The sequence below is a fragment of the uncultured Campylobacter sp. genome (assembly GCF_937921625.1).
Taxonomy (GTDB): domain Bacteria; phylum Campylobacterota; class Campylobacteria; order Campylobacterales; family Campylobacteraceae; genus Campylobacter_B.
Genome location: NZ_CAKZTI010000013.1, coordinates 1 through 19,038 on the forward strand (window position 1 = coordinate 1; position 19,038 = coordinate 19,038).

A 19,038-nucleotide genomic window follows, 5' to 3' on the forward strand; every position below is an offset into this window, starting at 1 on the left:
GCCTATGCTCTACATCCACGTCGCAGACCATCTTAACCGTCTTTAATCCGCCGTTTTCCTCTTTGCTCCACGTGATATTTTTGCAGATTTTCGAGCCCTCGATCGCCGCGCCGATACTCATAGATTTAAAATCGGGCAGGGTGTAGTTTTTAACAAGCTCCACATCGTTATCGCCGCATCCTGCAAAAATCAACGCCGCAAGTGCAGCGCCTAATGCGTATTTCATACTCGCTCCTTGAAGAAAAGTTAACGAGCAATGCTATCCATTCTGTTTAAAAACGGATAAATTTAGAGCCGAAATTTGATATAAATTCGCGAAGTACGTGGCTAAAAGCGTGAAAGATAAAATTTAAAGATAGAATTTTAAAAGAATTCGGCGAGAGAGGGAGGGAATCGAACCCCCCGGAAAACGGTCAACCGCCCTCCTATCGGATTTGAAGTCCGCAGACGCCACCAGGTCGCCATCCTCTCCAAATGCGGGAATTATAGCGAGATAAAATTTATTTAGCTTTAAAGAGGCTAAATTTTAAGCCCTTTCGGCTCATTATTAGCGACGGTAGGATTATGAGCGCACCCAAAAGAAGCAGGCTCATCACCAGACATATTAACATCCCAAAGTAGATCGTAGGCCAGAAATTGCTCATCATCATCACGCTAAAACCTAAAATGATCGCAAACGACGTATAATACATCGCGTATCCGATACTTGCGTGGCTCGCGCGGATTGCCGCGGCCTCGTCGCCCAGGCGCGCAAACTCCCGCTTATAGCGGTAGATGTAGTGGATGACGTCGTCCACGCCGATACCGATGCTAATCGCCGCTATCGTGATGCTCATAATATCTAGTGGAATGCCCGCAACCCCCATAATGCCGAAGCAGGCGCAAAGCGGGATTAAATTTACGACGATCGCGATAAGCGCGTATGAAAAGGAGCGAAAGATGATCACGAAAAGCACGAAAAGCACGAACACGGTGATACCCAGAGTGCCTATCTGCGAGCTCATCAGGCTTTGAAGCATATTGTTATAAAGCACCATTATGCCGCTAATCTGCACCGTGACATTATCTTTAGCGAGCAGGGAGTCCAGATCGCGCTTAAGATCGGCTAGGAATTGCGCCCTGCGAAGATTCGGATCGCTGTCTATCGTGCGGACGCTAAAGTGCGCCTCGTTCGCTTCGATATTTACAAAGGGCGAAAGCACCAATTCACGGTAGTTTGCCGGCATTTCAGAGTAGATTAGAGCAAGGCTCAGATCGTCCAGATCGCGCCCCTGATTAATCTGCTTGCCGAGCTTCAAAAGCGACGCAAGCGAGCTTACGTTGCCGATAAACTCGTGCCCCGTGACGTTTTTGTCCTTCAAAAAATCATCTATTTTGCTGATGATGCGCATCTTTTCGGATGTGAACCAATACTGCGGCTTGTTTTCGTTGGCGGCGTATTCGGCTTCGAAATCGCCAAAATCGTCACTCGCGGTGGAATTTTGCTCTAAATTTGCGGTGTGGGTTTGATCTGAATTTACGGCTTCGCCTGATTGTGCTGCCGCAGCGGAGCCTTGCTCAGAAAAATTTTGATCATTTAAATTTTGCGTGATAGAATTTTGCCGAGTAGAATTTGCCGCAAAATTTCGCTCAGCGGGATTGGAATTTTCGCCGTTCTTAGAATTTGCGCTTCCGCTTGCGGAATTTTCGCTCTCGCTAGCAAAATCTGCGCTACCTGCGCTTTTAAATTTAACTACGATATCAAGCGGGATCGTTCCTCCGAGATTTGTGTCTATGACCTCCATACCTGCGCGGATGTCGGTGCTTTTTTTAAAGTAGCCGATGAAGCTGTTTTCGACGCGCAGCTGTGAGATGCCGTACAGCCCAAAGATCACCGCTGCAGCGCACACTCCGTAGACCACGCCTCTGCTACGCAGCGCCGTTTCGGCGCACCAAAGCGTAAATTTAAAGTGCTGCTCGAAGCTGCGATTATTGTGCGTGCGCCTTAGAAGCGACATAACCGCGCCGAATATTCCAAATGCCGTAACTAGCGAGATACTGATGCCTACGCTCATCATAATTCCCAGAGAAATTACGGGCTTTATATCGCAAAAAATTAGCGACATAAAGCCGATAACGGTCGTAAAGATCGCGAAAAAGCAGGGTCTTGCGCGCTCGCGCAGCACTGCATAAACGAGCTGACGCTGCGAAAAGGCGTGAAAGCGCGCGCTAAACTCGCGGTAGGCGACGATTAGGTGGATACAGACCGAAACCGTGATGATGAGCTGAAGCGCTATGAAATTTGAGCTAATCACCGTGACCTCAAAGCTCAAAAAGCCGAATAATCCCGCTGCGAGTACGACCGAATACGCGCAGATGATAAGCGGCAGCAGGATAAATTTCGCCTGTCTAAAAAATAGCCAAAAGCAAGCTAGCAGAAGCACCAAGGCGCCGAGTCCGTAGGTCGCCAGATCCGAGCGGACGTAGCCCACCATGTCGTCGGCGATCATATTTAATCCGCCCAGAAACAATCGGTCGCCCGCAAATTCCTTCTCAAAGCCTGCGATCAGCGCGCGCAAAGCCACAATGTCGCGATGATCCTTTTCGCGCAGCTCGTCGCGGTAGGATTTAAAATTTTGCTCCGAAACTTTAAGCGCGTCTTTAAGCTCTGAAATTTGAGCCCCCGAGCGGTTGCCCTCATGCTCTGCTTGCTCTAGAGCGCTTTTGGCTCCGTCTCTTAGGTGCAAAAGCTCCTCGTAGCGGATCTGCGGCTTTAAATTTATTAAAATTGCGGTAGTGCGAAAATCGGCGCTTACTAAATTTGATGCGTAAAAGGGGCTTGTGGCGAACTCGCGCCTAGCCGCAGTTAAATTTACGTCCGCGTCGGTAAGGGTGGGTATGTGCTTAAGCAGCTCGCTCATACCGCCACCTTTGTTTAGCAAAAGTGGCACATTCGTGATGTCCGTGACGCTAGCGACGAAATCAAGCTTGGAAAAAGCCGCATCCATCTGCTCTATTTTGCGGATCGTCTCGGGCGCTAAAAGATCGCCCGCGGGAGTGTATGCAAGCACCAAGAAATTCGGCGTTTCGTAGCGTTTGGATACTTCGCGCCAAATTTGAAGGTCTTTGTCATTATCTAGTAGAAGCGTCTGGCTCGAAGCGTCGATCTCTAGCTTTGTGGAGTAATATCCGAAAAAGAGCGCCAGCGCCGTAAACAGCGCAAGCGTGATTTTCGGAAACGCGACGATTAGGCGAAAAATTTTTTTCAAATACCGCTCTTTTAGGCGCGCTGTGCTATTCGCCGCTATTGATGACGGTGGAATTTAGCCGCTTTATGAGCTCGTCAAAGCCCAAGCTTTGCGTTACGTCGCCTAGCTGCGAGCGATAGGTTTGAATTAGGCTGACGCCCACGATATCGACGTCGTAGATGCGCCAATCAGAGCCGTTAGGATAAAATTTAAAATCGATGTCGTAGTTTTTCTGCTCGCCGATGACCTGCGTTTTTAGCACGCGGCGCTTATCGCTCGGGCTTTGTTTGCTTAGCACCTTCATATCCTGATCGGTATAAAGCGAAAGCTTTTCGATAAACGAGCGCTTTAGATGCGCTTCAAAGGCCTTATTAAATTCCGCGATCTGCGCGGGGCTAAGGCTCGCGTAATGCTTGGCAAGGGATAGCTTTGCCATCATTTTATAATCAAAATAGTCGTCAAAAAGTGCAAAAATTTTCGCTGGCTTTGCGTCTTTCGGGGTGCTGCTTCGCATAATGCCTACGGCCTCGGCGACCTTTTGGCTCATCACCGGCTCGATATCCGCATCGCTAATAGCGTGCGCCGAAATCAAAAGCGCTCCGCAAAGCGCTAGAACTTTTAAAATTTTCATTTTCATTCCTTTATTAATTTCTCGCGATTTTGCTCGTAAGCATCGCGCAAAAACGGATATAGATCCACCGCATCTTTGGTCATTTTTTCATAAAATTTCGGATCGCGCGAGTAGTCGTTAAATATTCTAAATCCGTTGACGGAGTTTCGAACGGTGCCATCTTTAATATAATTTATCGGGTTTGAAAAATAATCTCCGACAAGTCCCGCTGTATCGCGTAGATTGCTCTGTCCTAAGATCGGCCAGACGATGTGAGGGCCTGCCGGCACGCCCCAATATCCGAGCGTCTGCCCGAAATCCTCGTCGTGGCGCGGAATCCCGTAGTATTTGCCCGCCATATCGTTAAGTCCGCCGAAGCCAACGGTCGAATTGATCAAAAACCGTTTCGTCTCGTCCCAAGAATTTTCAAATTTACCCTGCAATAGGTTGTTTACGAGCCTCATCGGATATAAAATATTATAGAAAAAATTTGAAAACGCGCCTTGGATCGGATCGGGCATTACGTAATCGTAGCCGCTGGCTACGGGGGTTAATATGTATGAGTAAAATACGTCGTTAAAGCTCGTCATAACGCGGTTATAGCCGCTAAGCGGATCGAAAACCTCGCGCTTGGCAAACTCCTCGTCAAAACCATCCGTATCGCCGCTAGGCGCCGCGTCTTGCTTTTGCGAGCAACCGCAGAGTGCCAATGCTGCAGCTAAGAATATAATTTTTATAAATTTCAAATGTGACCCTTCTTTATAAATCAAAATGGCGATTTTACAAGTTTAAAGAAATTTTGTCAATAAAGGTAAAATTTCATATAGAATTTCCCTCTTTATATCGCAAAATAAAGCCTGCAGCTCTTTAAGAAATATATCAGAGGATATATTATAAAATCACGTGAAAGTAAATAAGAAAGGATGAAAATGGACGCAAAATTTGCTCTGGAATTCATGCTCGGCAACAAAGCATCGCTTTTAGCCAAGCACATTAAGCTGCTTAAGGCCGTAGATGAGACTAAAAGTATTACAAAGGCCGCAGAGATCGTAGGAGTGTCGTATAAAAACGGCTGGGATGCGCTAAATTTAATCAACAATGCGAGTAAAAAGCCGCTCATCGTCCGCACTCAAGGCACAAAGAAAAATAGCGGCTCCGAGCTTACCCCATACGCTCACAAGCTTATCCGCGCCTATGATGCTATCAGCCACGCGGGTGAGACATTTTTGAGTGAAATTTTAAAGCTTGACGAGATCACCGAAGAGAGCCTTTTAAGCTTAGAGAAGATCGGTATGAAGCTTTCTGCGCGTAATCAGCTAAGTGTTGAGATTACGGATGTTCAAACAGGCGCTGTAAATTCTCAAATCACGGCTAAACTCGCAGGTGGCGAAATTTTATGCGCGACGGTAACCGTAGAGAGCGAAAAAAATTTAGGGCTAAAGGTGGGCAAGGATGTGCTGTTTTTATTTAAGGCTCCAAGCGTCATCATCGCTAAAGGAGCCTCGGAGAAGCTAAAATTTAGCACGGCGAATCAAATCGAAGGCACAATTAACGAGGTCAAAATCGGCGCGGTAAACGCAGAGATCTGTCTAGGCACAAGCTCGCATCAAAGCATCACCGCGATCATCACGCGAGAATCTGCCACCGCGATGGCTCTAGGAGTAGGAGATGAAGTAACGGCGATCATCGAGCCTAGCGAGATCATTATTGGTGCGTAATAGGATGAGATCGGGTGCGCAAAATTTTAAAATTTAAGGCGTAAATTTAAAATTTTAGATACAATTCAATTCTCGACGAGAGCCGAAACGAAAGGCATAAAATGAAGTTGAAAGCAGTGCTTTTAGGAATTTTAACCGCAGCCGCGCTTAGCGCCGGAGAGGTTAGCGTAGCAGCCGCTGCGAACACGACGTATGCGTTTGACGAGATCAAGGCGGAATTTGCCAAGCTGCATCCGCAAACCACGCTAAACGTGAGCTTGGGCGCTAGCGGTGCGCTTAGCACGCAGATCAAAAACGGCGCGCCGTTTGATATTTTTATGGCGGCGGATATGAAATTTGCAGACGATCTACATAAAGAGGGCTTTGCGACGGCGCCTGCCAAAACTTACGCCAAAGGCAAAGTGGCGATGTTTAGCGTGCGCGGCGTAGATCTTAGCAAGGGGCTTGAAATTTTAAAAGACCCTAGCGTCAAAACTATCACGATAGCAAATCCAAAGACCGCTCCTTACGGCACCGCAAGCGTACAGGCCTTCCAAAAAGCGGGAGTTTACGATGAGATCAAAGGCAAAATCGTAGAGGCAAAATCGATCGGCGAGGCTCTTTCGCAAGCGCTTAAAGCTTCCGATGTCGGCTTTATCGCGGCTAGCGCGATGTATGCGCCTAAGATGGCGAAGGACGGCTGCAACGATAAGCCTTGCAAAGAGGGCGAAAATTTCGTCTTAGTCGATACCAAGCTCTACGAGCCGATAGCCCAGGGCATGGTCGTGCTAAACCGCGCCAAAGACAACGCCGAAGCCAAGGCATTTTATGATTTTATCCTAAGCGATAAGGGCAAAGAGATCTTTGCTAAATACGGATACGAGTTTTAATGATTAGAGCGAGAATCAACGAAATTTTACAAAAAGACGGCATCCATTCTGTAGGATTTATCGCGGGCGGCATCAAGCTACGTGGTGTATTTCTGCAGCTAAGTAGCGAGCTTAAGGTGGGCAGTGAAGTTTACGTGGGCTTTAAAAGCACCGATGTGCTTTTATCTCGCGAAGCTCTAAGTGGTGTATCTAGCGAAAATGAAATTCACGGCAAGATTACGAGCTTAAGCTTGGGCGAAATTCTATGCACGCTCAGGTTTGAAGGCAAGATAAGCTTTGATGTGCTCATTAGCGCGCATTCTGCGCAGGAGCTTGCTTTACGCGAGGGCGACGAGGTTTTCGCATACATTAGCGCCACTGCGATATATATAGAAAAATATGATAACGATTGATTGTAAGAAAAAAATCAGTGATGATTTCTCGATTGATGCTCGCTTAGAGATTAACAAAGGCTCATTTGTGTGCCTATATGGGCGCAGCGGCAGCGGTAAGACTACACTGCTGCGCATTTTAGCGGGATTTTTGCGCGCAGATAGTGGTAGCATAAAAGACGGCGATCGTGTGCTGCAAGAAGGCAATGAATTCTTAAGTGCGGGCAAGCGCAGGATCGGCTTTTTATTTCAAGACTACGCACTTTTTGAGAATATGAGCGTGACGGGCAATCTACTTTTTGCCAGAAACGATCCGCAAAAAGCCGCAATGCTGCTTGAAATTTTAGAGCTTAGTGAGTTTGCGAAATCCGGCGTCGAGGGTCTTAGCGGCGGACAGAAGCAGCGCGTGGCACTTGCTCGCGCACTGATGCAAGAGCCTGAAATTTTGCTACTTGACGAGCCGCTTTCGGCGCTTGATTTTACGATGCGTGAAAAAATCCAAGAGTATCTGCTAAAAATCCACGAGCAGTTTCATCAGACCGTGATTTTGGTAAGCCACGATGTGAGTGAGATTTATAGGCTTTGCAAGCGGGTTTATGAGATGAAGGACGGCAGGATCGTCCGCACCAGTACGCCGGAGGAAATTTTCCTTAAAACTAGCGGCTCGCAGAAGTTTTCTTTCGCGGGCAAGATTGTCGATTTGCAAGCACGCGACGGGGTCAAAGTGGCTGTCGTAGCGATCGGCAGCCAGCTGTGCGAAGTGGTGCTAAGCAATGCAGAAGCCGATGGCTTGCAAGTAGGCGATGAGGTCAAAGCGGGTGCCAAAGCCTTTAATATCACTCTGCGTAAAATTTAAACTTACAGACAAGCTTTTAGGTGCGCCTAAGTAGGAAACTTCAACTAGATTAGAGATTTAAATACAGGCTTTTATGGAATTTAGACGAGGGATTTTGCGAAATTTTAGCTAGATTTGCCCGCAAAATACGGTAAGATTTTAAAATTTCATTCGCATCGCGCTTAGATTTTCATGAAACACAAAATTTAAACGCAGGTTAGAGCAAAATTGCAATGCGAGGCTAGATAGCGTGCGGAAATTAAGCTTTAATTTTAGATTTTGCGCAGACAGGCGCCGTTAAATTCCTTCTTTGAATTTATTAATTGGCGTGGTGGGTTTATTTTTAAATTTGGCGGCTTTTAGCTTACTTTTTTGGCAGGAGTTGCGCGAATTCTATCATGCGATTTTGGTAAAAAATTTAATGTGAAGCTTCGCGCAAACTTAAAATTTTTAGATTTGGAATTTTACCTGGATTTTGTGACTTTGAAATTTTAAAAGCTCTAACGGCTCGAAGCTTGCGTGCTAAACTAGCTTAATAAGCTATGACAAGATTTCATTAACCCGGCTCTTGTAGGTTTATACGAAATTTTAAAATTTCGTTTTGTCGGTCTCAATGTAATTCCGCTAAGTTGTTCGGAGAACGCCGTTTAGCCTATCTTGCGTGAAATTTGCGCTCAGATGAATCCTGCCCGCTCAAGTTTTAAAGCCTAGTGAAGCTTTTTGGAATTTAGCTCAGCAAAATTTGTGGTCTTAAAAATTTGCCAGCTTGGTAGAGCTTAAAGGTTCAGCAGGATTTGTACGCTTGAATGAATTTATTAGCCAAGCAATTTTATAAAATTCCGCTCGCTTTAGCTTGCGCGAAATTTTTAAAATTTCATTTCGTTAAAGCTCTTGCGCAGCTAGCTCTGCGCAGAATTTTTCAAAATTTCATTTTGCAAAGCCTTATGGCTATGCGGTTTGCGCAAATTCTATCTAGCTTTGCCTCTAAATTTTAAAGTAGGGCTAGGCTTTTAAGATTTTATAGTTTGGGCCCAGCGGCTCGGCTCGGAGGATAAATGTTTGAAATTCTAAAGGGGCTCGATTACACGCCGTTTCTCGTCTCATTAAAGCTTGCGAGTTTAACGACATTTGCGTTGTTTATCATCTGCGTGCCGCTTGCGTTTTTTATGGCGAGAAAAAATTTTCGCGGCAAAAGCGTGATTGAATCGATCATCTCGCTTCCACTAGTGCTTCCGCCCTCGGTGCTAGGCTTTTACCTGCTCGTTTTTCTATCGCCGTATTCGGTGCTAGGGGAGTTTTTTGACAAACACTTCGGACTTCGGCTCGTATTTAATTTCAGCGGGCTCGTGATCGCAAGCTGTATCTACTCGCTGCCGTTTATGTTTTCGCCGCTAGTTTCGAGCTTTCGCTCGCTTCCTCGCTCGCTTTTTTGGGCGTGCGATTCACTAGACAAGGGCTATTTTTCCAAGCTTTTTCGCGTCGCATTGCCCGCGATTCGACATTCCCTGCTTAGCGCCTTGGTGATCTGTTTCGCGCACACGATGGGTGAGTTTGGCGTCGTGCTGATGATCGGCGGCAGCGTGAGCGAGCAGACCAAGGTTGCCTCCATTGCGATTTATGAAGCAACCGAAACGCTCGATTTTGCGCAGGCTCACGCATATTCGGCGCTGATGCTACTCTTTAGCTTCGCCGTGCTTTTGATTATGCATTTTTTGGGCGCAAAGGGCGCGAAAATACAAGCTTAAATCGGCTTTAAAACGAAATTTGCTAAAATCCCGCAAAATTTGGAATTTGGCATGAAAAACAAAAAAGACTTCGTTACCGAAAGATTTAACGCTGCCTTGATTCTAGGCGCTGCGCTGCTTACGCTTGTAGTAGTTTGCGAGATTAGCTTTTTGCGCACTAGGATCGCTACGCAGCTTGATTTGCGGACGCGCACGGCGATTACTTTACTTAAAAATACCGACGAGTCGCTTTTTAGCGAGCTTGAAATTCTAAAAGAAAATATCCTTTCTTTGGACACAAGGCACAAAGCTGCACAAAGCGAGCTTTACGCGGATTTGATCCGCAACGTCGTAAAATCTTCTCATAGATTTGACGCTATTTTTTATCTGCGCGCCCACGGCGCGGATCAGGAGAGCTTGGCACATTTTTCATCGGATGCGCGCATTTCGGATCTTGGCGAGATACGGCTTGCGGATATCGCAAGCGAGCTAAAAAAGGATGAATGGGTATCACGCTATATGATGATGGACGGGGCGTGGCGATATTTTTTAATCAAGCGTGTAAACGCTGATTCATATCTGCTAGGCTTTGCCAACACCGCTAGGCCGATTGCTAGGCTTTCTTCGCTGGGAGATATTTTGGTCTTTAACGCCGAAGGTAAATTTTTTAACGCTCCTGGCAGCGTAACCGATATATTGGGGCAGGATTTTGATTTTTCGCGTCTAGGCGAAGTGGTAAGCTTTGAAGACGAATCTGGGCTAAGCTTTGCCTATCTTGCGAAATTTGGAGATAATTTCGTAATGGCTCGCGAACGAGCCGGCTATTTTTTAGGCGCGGACGATTTTATTGTCGTAGCGCTAGCGGCGGCTATTTTAGCTTATTTAATCCTTCTAATTTCAAATTTTACGTTTTTAAAAAAGCGCGTTTTTATCCCGCTTGCGGCAGTTCAAAACGCGCTGCGCCAAGGAGATTATCACTCCAAAATTCGCGATATAGAAGCGCTAAATCCGCTAAGCTCCGTCTTAGAAATTTCTAAATCCATAGACGAGGTTTTGAAGTCTAATCTGCGCCACGGCGATTTTAGCCTCAGCTTTAAAGATGCGCTAAAATATAGCTCCCTTTCTGTGCTTAGCATCGATAACGTCGCAGGCACGATCGAAAGTGCTAGCAACGGTGCGCGCGAGCTTTATGGCGATGACGTCGTAGGACGGAATATATTCGCGCTGCAAGCAGGCTCGTTTTACGATCACGCCTATCAAACCCAGCGCGCAAACTATGTCAAAGAAAACTATGTCGTAACCCGCCAAGAGACCAAAAATGGCGTCAAAGACCTTTATGTAAAAAAATCTTATATCCGCGACGGAAGTAAAATTTCAACCCTTTTTGTGGTGCTGGATGCGTCAAAATATCGCAGATTTTATGATGAAACTAAGCAAAAATATGAGTATTTAAATCACGCGCCTATCGTTACGCTCGTGTTTGACTACACTTCGGGCAAGATCGTAGATGCTAGCAAAAATATAAAAGAGCTTTGGGGTTATGAAGCGGCGCAGTTTTTAAGCGGCGAGATAAGGCTATGGGATTTGCTGGATGAAAAGGATGCGAATGAGGCTAAAAATGAAATTTTAAACCGCTTAGCCGATATGCCCGCAGAAGAGCTAAGCTTTTCTCAAAGCTATAAAATTCGCCACAATGACAATATCCGCTATAGCTACGAAGTGAGCATCTATGTCAAAAAGTCCGCCGCCAGGGCTGCGTTTTATTTTCAAAATATTGATGACGATGTTAAGGCGATCCGCGGCTTGCAGGAGGATTTGGACTTTTACCGCACCGTAATCGAGACTAGGAATTTTTGCACCTGCTTAATCGATCTTGACGCGCAGACGCTGTCGTTTGATAAAAATTACTTTAAAATTTTAAAATATCGCGGCAAAAGGCTAAACACTGCGATGAGCTTCGGGGAGTTCAGTTATGAAATTTACTTCGCGGATTTAGAGAATTTCAATAAAATGATCCGCGAATGCACCGCTGGGCTTAGGAGCGATTTTAGCTGCGAATTCCGTCTGCGAAATGCCGCTAATGCCTATACTTGGATCAGTATGCAAGGCTACGTCACTGAAAAGCACGGCTCTCACTCTCGCCTTGTAAAAACTACGCTCGAAGATATTAGCTCGCGCAAGCAGACGGAGCTGGAGCTAAATTTAAACGCCAACGTCTTTTCGCGCTCGCTAGAGGCAATCTTAATCACAGATGAGAGCGGTCGAGTGCTGCGCGCTAATAACGCCTTTTATGAAATCACCGGCTATAGCGAAAGCCAGACCATCGGCAAAATTCCAAATTTCTTCGCTCCTACGGAGGGCGGAGCAGACGTGATGGAGAGGATTAGAAAAAATCTCGTCGGCAAACAGACCTCTTACAAAGATGAAATTTACGGACTAAAAAGAGGTGGTGGCACTTTTCCTGCGCTATTTACGGCAATTGCGATAAAGGATGATTTTTCGCTTACTTCAAATTTCATTTTGATGTTTACCGAAATTTCGCAGATAAAGCAAAAAGAGAGCGAGCTAGCTAAGATCGCCCATCACGACGCGCTTACCGGGCTTCCAAATAGAGTGTATTTTATGAAGGCTGCGCAGAGATTTACCGCAAACTCGGGCGAAAATTCCAAGCTTATGGCGGTACTTTTCATCGATTTTGACGGCTTTAAGGCGATCAACGACACCTACGGGCACGAGGTCGGCGATATGTTTTTGCAAGCGATCTCAAAAGCGATGAGCGGGCTATTGCGTAAAGGCGATATCTTAGCGCGCCTAGGCGGTGATGAGTTTGGAGCTATCATTGGCGATCTGCAAAGTAAGGATGCCGCGCATGTGCTATTAGATCGTCTGCTTGGAATTTCAAAGATGAAATTTAATCTTAAAGGCAATGAGATTAGCGCAAGCATCAGCGTTGGCGCAGCGTTTTACGACGGCAGCGAAAAGATCGATTTTCCAGGACTTTTATCGCGCGCGGATAGAGCGATGTATCGCGCTAAAACGAGCGGCAAAAACCGCTACTGCATCTTTGAGCGCGCCGAAGCAGATGAATCTAGCGAGGAAGGGATTGCTGCGGCGATCGAAGAGGGGGAGTTTTTCGTGCTCTATCAGCCGATCATTAGCGGCGCGCAGATTTACGGATATGAGCTGCTTTTACGCTGGGATCGCGGAAAGCGCGGAATTCTTGCCCCGCAGGATTTTGCGCAGATATTAAGCGAGCCGCGATTTGAGTTGCCGATCTCAAAATTTGCGTTTTCAAAGATGATGGAATTTAACGCTCAAACGGGCGCAAACTGCTCGATAAACGTAAGTCTAGCCGTGCTTGCAAACGACGAATTTTACGATTTCGTAGCTCACAGCTTGCGAGACAGGGCTAATGCAAAAGGCGAGTTGATGTTTGAGATAACCGATTTTAGCGAGCGAAATTTTAAGGAATTCGCCCCTGCGCGTGGGCGTTATGCAGATCTTGGGGTTAAATTTGCTCTTAATAGCGCAAATAAAAATAATATCCCATTCCTGAATGCCCAGCCTTTCGATATCGTTAAAATCGACCGCGAGCTCTGCCTTGACATAGGCAAGAAAAAAAATGCTATCCGAACGATGGTAGAGATCACAGGCAAGCTAAAGCGCGAGTTCGGATTTGCTCTCGGCGCTCAAGGGGTCGAAAATGCGCTGTCGCTGCGGCTCTTAAATAATCTAAAATTTAACTATCTGCAGGGAAATTTTATCGCAAAAGCGCTGGATCGCAAAGAGATAGACGCTTTCATCGCGCGCTTTAAAGATACGCCCAAGCTCACAGCCATCGACAAAGATGAGTTTATCAGCTTTTTAAACGCGCTTGATTACAAAGAGCTTGCTTTAAGCTTCGTTTCGCGCGCCGATGCGGGCGATCTGAGCCCCGGAGAATTTGAAGGCTTTAGGGCAAAATTCGGCGAAATTTTAAACAAAACTCAAAGCGCGGGCAGCGAAAAATTTGCGCTAAATACAGAAATACGTAAGCAAATTTTAGATATTCTTTCGCTTGATTACCGCGTTTTGGCAAGCTTCATTCAGAGCTTTAAAACGCGGCTGGATCAGTTCATAAGCGATTTGGAGGCAGCATGATAGATAGCGTTAGCGCCGATTTCGATCACGAGATACCAAACGGCTCGAGGCTTTATTTCGGAAAGAGCGCACAGCTCAAGCGCGAGCTGGAAAATAAAGCGAGCGAAATCCTCGTTAAAAACGGCTTTAGCGAAATTTTAACGCCATATTTTTCATATCATCAGCACCTAAGCGTCGCGCCGCAAAAGCTTCTTAAGCTCTCCGATCCCACGAACCACGAGCTTGCGCTTCGCGCAGACAGCACCGTGGATGTCGTGCGTATCGTGCGCAAACGGCTGAAAGACGATAAGCTAAGGCGGCTATTTTACGTCCAGCCGACCTTCAAATACCCAAGCGACGAATTTTATCAGATCGGCGCGGAGCTAATCGGGGAGAAAAACCTGCCGCTTGCGATCAAAATCGCGCAGGAATTTTTTAAAGAATTTGATCTTATGCCCGCGCTTCAGCTGAGCAATATCGAAATTCCGAAAAAAATTTGCGAAATTTTAAACCTGCCGCTTGAAATTTTTGAAAAGGGCAAGATTGAGACGCTGCTTGAGCAAAATTTGCCTTGGCTGGATGCTACGGCTCGCGCCACGTCGCTAAAGGACGTGCAGGCTCTGCGTGCGCAGGTGCCTGAAGAGCTAAAGCCGTGTTTGGATGAAATTTTAAATTTAGGCGTAGATTACGAGTATATCCGCGTTTCGCTGCTGTATTACTCTAAAATGCGCTATTACGACGCGCTATTTTTTAGATTTTTAGACGCGGGCGCGGTGTATTGTAACGGCGGAAATTACGAAATAGACGGGCTAAAATCCAGCGGCTTTGCGCTGCTAGTGGATGCTTTGATAGAAAAAATTATGCAAAAGGATGAAAAATGAGTAAAGTTGACGTAGTCATCGGCGCCCAATGGGGCGATGAGGGCAAGGGCAAGATCGTAGATATGATAAGCGCGAATTACGATTTCGTATGTCGCAGCAGCGGCGGGCACAACGCGGGCCACACCATCGTCATAAACGGCGAGAAATTTGCGCTGCATCTGGTACCCAGCGGCGTGCTTCATAAAAATATCATCAACATCATCGGAAACGGCGTCGTTATCAACCCCGACGTGCTGATTACCGAGATGGCGCAGTTTGAAAATTTAAAGGGCAGATTTTTCATAAGCGAGAAGGCGTTTTTAAATTTACAGTACCACTCGCTGATCGATCAGGCACGCGAAAAGAGCAAGGGCGAGCTTGCGATCGGCACTACCGGCAAAGGCATAGGACCTGCGTATGCCGATAAAATCGCGCGCACGGGGCACCGCGTAGCGGAGCTTTTGGAGCCCGAAAGACTCGCCGAGGCGCTATCGCGGGATTTCGCTTCGCATGAGAGCGTTTTTGAAAAAGCGGGGGTTAAAATTCCTAGCAAGATTGAAATTTACGAGGAGCTAAAGCGCTATAAAAGCGCGCTCGAGCCATATATCGCCGATACCACGCACATGTTGTGGAAGGCGCTTGATTACGACAAGCGCGTGCTTGTAGAGGGTGCGCAAGGAAGCCTGCTTGATATCGATCACGGCACCTATCCTTACGTCACGAGCTCGACTACCATCGCGGGCGGGGCTTGCAGCGGGCTCGGGCTTGCGCCGAAAGATATCGGCACGGTGATGGGAATTTTAAAAGCCTACACCACCCGCGTGGGCAACGGCGCGTTTCCTACCGAGGATAAAGGTCCGCAGGGCGAGGCGATGCGCGAGATCGGCAAGGAGTACGGCACCACGACGGGCAGGGCGCGCCGCTGCGGCTGGTTCGACGGAGTGGCTACGAAATACGCCGTGCGCCTTAGCGGCATCGACAAGCTCGCGCTTATGAAGCTTGACGTCTTAGACGGCTTTGAGAGCATTAAAATTTGCCGCGCGTATCGCTACAAGGGTGAGGAGATCGATTATTTTCCGATCGATTTGGAAGCTGCCGAGCCGGTTTATGAGCAGATGCCGGGCTGGGACAGCGTCAAGGGAATTTCAAAATTTGAGGATCTGCCGCAAAACGCGCAAAATTATATCCGCAAAATAGAGGAGCTAAGCGGCGCGAAGGTGGGCTTTATCTCTACCAGTCCGGAAAGAAGCGACACGATAATTTTATAAAATCGGGCGGAATTTTAAGAATTTTAAAATTCCGCCGTTTGCAAACGCGGGCGGCGAGACCGCTCATAGAACTGAATTTAAAGGAACGATCATGCGAATACGACTACCACACGTGCCATATATCGCGCATAAAATAGCGCTGGATCTGCTAAACTCGGGCTGCGTTACGCTTAGTGCGGGCATAGAGCCCGTCGCCAAGGAAGCGGACGAGATCATAAGGGCCGATCTGCAAAAAGAAAGAGCGATAGACGAGCGCGCAAACGAGCTGATAGATGAGCGCATAAGCGAGCTAGATGAGATGAGCGTGAATAAAAAAGATATGTTTTGGCTCATTAAACGCCACATCGCAAACGACGAGAATTTCGAGCTAAATTTTGAGGATCGCTACGGCACCATATCGCATAAAATTTTAGAAACCGTTTGGAAGAAAAATTTGATCGATTATAAAGTCTCGGAAAACAGGCTAAAGACGATAATTTATAACGCGATCGAGGAGTATTTGAAAAGCTACCAAAAGATCGAGGACGAGGTCTATGAAAAGATCGATGGCTACAAGCAAAAATTGATCCCAGGTACCGAAGAATACGAGCTTGTGTTTGAAAAGCTCTACGAAGAGGAGCTAAGAAAACGGGGCATGCTGTAATGAACGCATATATCTACATAGAAAACGGCATCTACCTGCAAGCTAAGGCGTTCGGCAAAGGTGGCAGCGCATTCGGCGAGCTCGTGTTTAACACCTCCGCCACCGGCTACGAGGAGATCATCTCAGATCCAAGCTACGCGGGGCAGTTTATTATTTTCACTATGCCCGAAATCGGCATCGTAGGCATCAACGAAAACGACAAGGAAAGCTCCAAAATCCACGCCAGCGGAATTTTCGTAAGAAATTTTAATAACGAGCCTTCAAATTTCCGCTCGCAGATGAGCTTGGAGGATTATTTTCTTCAAAACGGGAAATTTGGCGTTTACGACATCGACACTAGATTTTTAACCAAGATGCTGCGCGATCAGGGCAGTCTGCGCGCCTTCGTCTCGACGCAGATCAGCGATAAGGCGGCTCTTAAAAAGGCGCTCAGCGAGTCTGCGCGCATAGAGGAGATCAACTACGTAAGCATTGTAAGCACGAAGACGCCGTATAAGCACACCTCCGGGCGCTGGAATGCCGAGCGCGGAAGCTACGCTCAGCCCGCAAGCTGCGGCAAAAAGATAGCCGTGATCGATTACGGCGTCAAGCGAAACATTCTCAACGAGCTTTGCGATCTGGGGCTGGGCGTCGAGGTTTTCCCGCACGACGTTAAAGCAGAGAGCTTGATCGCCAAATTTAAAGAGGGGCAGATCGACGGCGTGTTTTTATCAAACGGCCCGGGCGAGCCGCGCATGCTCAAAGAGGAGATCGCGCAGATCAAAAAGATGGTCGAAGCGCGCGTGCCGATTTTTGGAATTTGCCTGGGTCATCAGCTGCTAAGCAACGCGATGGGATATGAGACCTACAAGCTGAAATTCGGCCAGCACGGCGCAAACCACCCCGTGCAAAATCTGCGCACCAAATCGATCGAGATCACCGCGCAAAACCACAACTACAACGTCCCCGAAACGATCGCGCAGATCTGCGAGATCACGCACCGCAATCTTTTCGACGGCACGATCGAGGGGGTGAGATACAGAGACTATCCCGTATTTTCGGTGCAGCACCACCCCGAAGCCAGCGCGGGGCCTACAGAAAGCAAATATATCTTCAAAGAATTTCTTGAAATTTTATGATTTTTGAAATTTTGTCTGCATGAAATTTTACCGTGATTGCGCGGTAAAATTTTAAATTTACGGCAAGCTTTAAATTTTAATGCGGTCTTTGCGTCGTAAATTTAAAGCCTGTCGCAGCCTGGATAATCGCAAGTCGGAGTAGTGAGTAAAGCACGCTTTTGCGAACTAAGGATTGCCGCGGTGATTTTGGATTAAGCAGCTTTTTGGATGAAACAGATTTGCGCTAGTCGCGATTTTAAATTTAAAACCGGTTGCGCGCCACATGCTTTTCATTCGTGTGATTTCGTGTCCGTATAACTTCTAAGCTCGCAGCTAAATTTCATGCGTTTTAAATTTAAAAATTGGGCTTGGTGCGCTTAGCTCTTTCAAAATAGATCCTGCGGTACATTTCGCGCAGTCTTAAGCCGTTTAAATTTAGAAGTCGTCTTGTTGCCGTCAAGTTATGCAAATAAACGCCTTGCCGCCTGTAAAATTTTATCTAACGCCGTTTACCTGCTAAAACCTTATCGGCGCTGTTTCATTTCCCTCTAAAATATTTGCCTAAAATAAAATTCCACTCCGCCGCGTAGTGAAATTTTACCTGCGCCAGCTTTAAAATTTTACTTTCAGCCGCTCTTAAATCTTTTTCGCACCAATAAGATTTAGCTCGCGTCACTTTAAATTTTACCCATCTCTATGCTGCAGTTTTTACTCACGCTTCTTTTTTAATCCCGCCCATATTTGCACCTAAAATAAGAGTTGTGTTACTTTATGGAATTAAATTTTTAACTTAACATTATTTTAAGCTCAATAAAAGAGAAAATTTGAAAGAATTTCGTTTGAAATTTCGCCTTGAGGGGTCTGCTATGAGCTGCGCTTTAAAAGAGCTGGACGTCTTGCTAGTCGAGGATGATACTAAATTACTAGCCTCGCTGCATAAGGCGTTTGAGGGTATTTTTAACAACGTTTACAATGCCCAAAACGGGCTTGAAGGTGTAAAAAAATTCAAAAAATTTAGCCCTAATCTCGTCATTACCGACATTTTAATGCCGATCGAGGATGGGCTAGCGATGATACGCCAGATCAAGCAGATCTTTCCGCATGCCCCTATCGTGGTGCTTAGCGGCTTCAGTAGGGAGGAGCAGCTAAAAGGCGTTATGGAGATTGGCGTCGAGCGGTATTACTTTAAACCGGTAGATATCGCCGCATTCGTGCTAGAGATAAGTGCGCTGATGAAGTCTAAGCTGGACTCTGTACGAGTCGTAAATATGGGTGCGGGCTACGTATTTGATGGGCTTCGTCGTATTTTACTGAAGGATGGCGAGCAGATCGTGCTTACTAAAAAGGAGCTTTCTTTTGTTTCGCTGCTAGCCAGTCGCGTGGGCGAGCTGGTGCTTTACGAGGAGATCAAGCGTTATGTTTGGACTGAAGGAGCCGTGAGTGATACGGCGCTTCGCACCTTCGTCAAGCGTATCCGCGATAAAGTGGGAGGTGAAATCATAAAAAACGTCCCGAGCCTGGGATACAAGATCGAGCTTGAGCCCGCTTAAATTTGATCGCGTTTTTGCCGCTTTGTAATTTACGGAATCCACTCGTAAAATTTTGCGTCGAAATATGTCGCGATTAATGCGGAGCGAGGTAGAATTTTGCGCTCAAAGCGCCACAGATTAAAATTTTACGCTCATCCAACTTACTAA

14 protein-coding genes and 1 pseudogene are annotated in these 19,038 nt (G+C 46.7%); 11 read left to right on the forward strand and 4 right to left on the reverse strand.

Going from position 1 to position 19,038, the window contains the following annotated elements:
• The 4 genes and pseudogenes from Q0101_RS01685 to Q0101_RS01700 all read right to left on the reverse strand — a co-directional run.
• A pseudogene (locus Q0101_RS01685) lies at positions 1-226 on the reverse strand (hypothetical protein); the annotation flags it as partial.
• A 274-nt stretch (positions 227-500) separates the two neighbouring features.
• A complete protein-coding gene (locus Q0101_RS01690) occupies positions 501-3,248 on the reverse strand; it encodes an MMPL family transporter (protein ID WP_297941685.1) in 2,748 nt (915 codons plus the stop codon).
• A gap of 25 nt (positions 3,249-3,273) precedes the next feature.
• A complete protein-coding gene (locus Q0101_RS01695) occupies positions 3,274-3,858 on the reverse strand; it encodes an ABC transporter substrate-binding protein (RefSeq protein WP_297905513.1) in 585 nt (194 codons plus the stop codon).
• Positions 3,859-3,860: 2 nt separating this feature from the next.
• Positions 3,861-4,583 carry a VacJ family lipoprotein gene (locus Q0101_RS01700; protein WP_297905516.1) on the reverse strand — a complete coding sequence of 241 codons (723 nt, stop codon included), beginning with the start codon at positions 4,581-4,583 and terminating at the stop codon, positions 3,861-3,863.
• A gap of 183 nt (positions 4,584-4,766) precedes the next feature.
• Between Q0101_RS01700 and Q0101_RS01705 the strand changes: the two genes are divergently transcribed.
• The 11 genes from Q0101_RS01705 (at position 4,767) to Q0101_RS01755 (ending at position 18,891) form a co-directional block, all read left to right on the forward strand.
• Entirely contained in the window at positions 4,767-5,555 is a 789-nt protein-coding gene (locus Q0101_RS01705; RefSeq protein ID WP_297941688.1) for a TOBE domain-containing protein, read from the forward strand.
• A 101-nt stretch (positions 5,556-5,656) separates the two neighbouring features.
• Complete coding sequence (modA, locus tag Q0101_RS01710; RefSeq protein ID WP_297941690.1) at positions 5,657-6,424, forward strand: molybdate ABC transporter substrate-binding protein; 768 nt, start codon at positions 5,657-5,659, stop codon at positions 6,422-6,424.
• Positions 6,424-6,816 (forward strand): hypothetical protein, encoded by a 393-nt coding sequence (locus Q0101_RS01715; protein ID WP_297941692.1) that lies wholly within the window; start codon positions 6,424-6,426, stop codon positions 6,814-6,816. Before modA ends, Q0101_RS01715 begins: the two co-directional genes overlap by 1 nt.
• Complete coding sequence (locus tag Q0101_RS01720; protein WP_297941694.1) at positions 6,803-7,651, forward strand: ATP-binding cassette domain-containing protein; 849 nt, start codon at positions 6,803-6,805, stop codon at positions 7,649-7,651. The genes Q0101_RS01715 and Q0101_RS01720 overlap by 14 nt, the downstream gene beginning before the upstream one ends.
• A gap of 1,034 nt (positions 7,652-8,685) precedes the next feature.
• Positions 8,686-9,375 (forward strand): molybdate ABC transporter permease subunit, encoded by a 690-nt coding sequence (modB, locus tag Q0101_RS01725; RefSeq protein ID WP_297941696.1) that lies wholly within the window; start codon positions 8,686-8,688, stop codon positions 9,373-9,375.
• A gap of 51 nt (positions 9,376-9,426) precedes the next feature.
• A complete protein-coding gene (locus Q0101_RS01730; RefSeq protein WP_297941698.1) occupies positions 9,427-13,494 on the forward strand; it encodes a diguanylate cyclase in 4,068 nt (1,355 codons plus the stop codon).
• Entirely contained in the window at positions 13,491-14,354 is an 864-nt protein-coding gene (locus tag Q0101_RS01735) for an ATP phosphoribosyltransferase regulatory subunit (RefSeq protein ID WP_297941700.1), read from the forward strand. The genes Q0101_RS01730 and Q0101_RS01735 overlap by 4 nt, the downstream gene beginning before the upstream one ends.
• Positions 14,351-15,601 carry an adenylosuccinate synthase gene (locus tag Q0101_RS01740; RefSeq protein WP_297941702.1) on the forward strand — a complete coding sequence of 417 codons (1,251 nt, stop codon included), beginning with the start codon at positions 14,351-14,353 and terminating at the stop codon, positions 15,599-15,601. Before Q0101_RS01735 ends, Q0101_RS01740 begins: the two co-directional genes overlap by 4 nt.
• A 91-nt stretch (positions 15,602-15,692) precedes the next feature.
• On the forward strand, positions 15,693-16,244 hold the full coding sequence (locus Q0101_RS01745) for a DUF507 family protein (protein WP_297941704.1): 552 nt from the start codon (positions 15,693-15,695) through the stop codon (positions 16,242-16,244).
• Positions 16,244-17,362, forward strand: coding sequence for a glutamine-hydrolyzing carbamoyl-phosphate synthase small subunit (carA, locus tag Q0101_RS01750; RefSeq protein WP_297941707.1), 1,119 nt, complete (start codon positions 16,244-16,246; stop codon positions 17,360-17,362). The genes Q0101_RS01745 and carA overlap by 1 nt, the downstream gene beginning before the upstream one ends.
• Before the next feature lie 845 nt (positions 17,363-18,207).
• A complete protein-coding gene (locus Q0101_RS01755; protein WP_297880467.1) occupies positions 18,208-18,891 on the forward strand; it encodes a response regulator transcription factor in 684 nt (227 codons plus the stop codon).
• Positions 18,892-19,038: the final 147 nt, after the last annotated feature.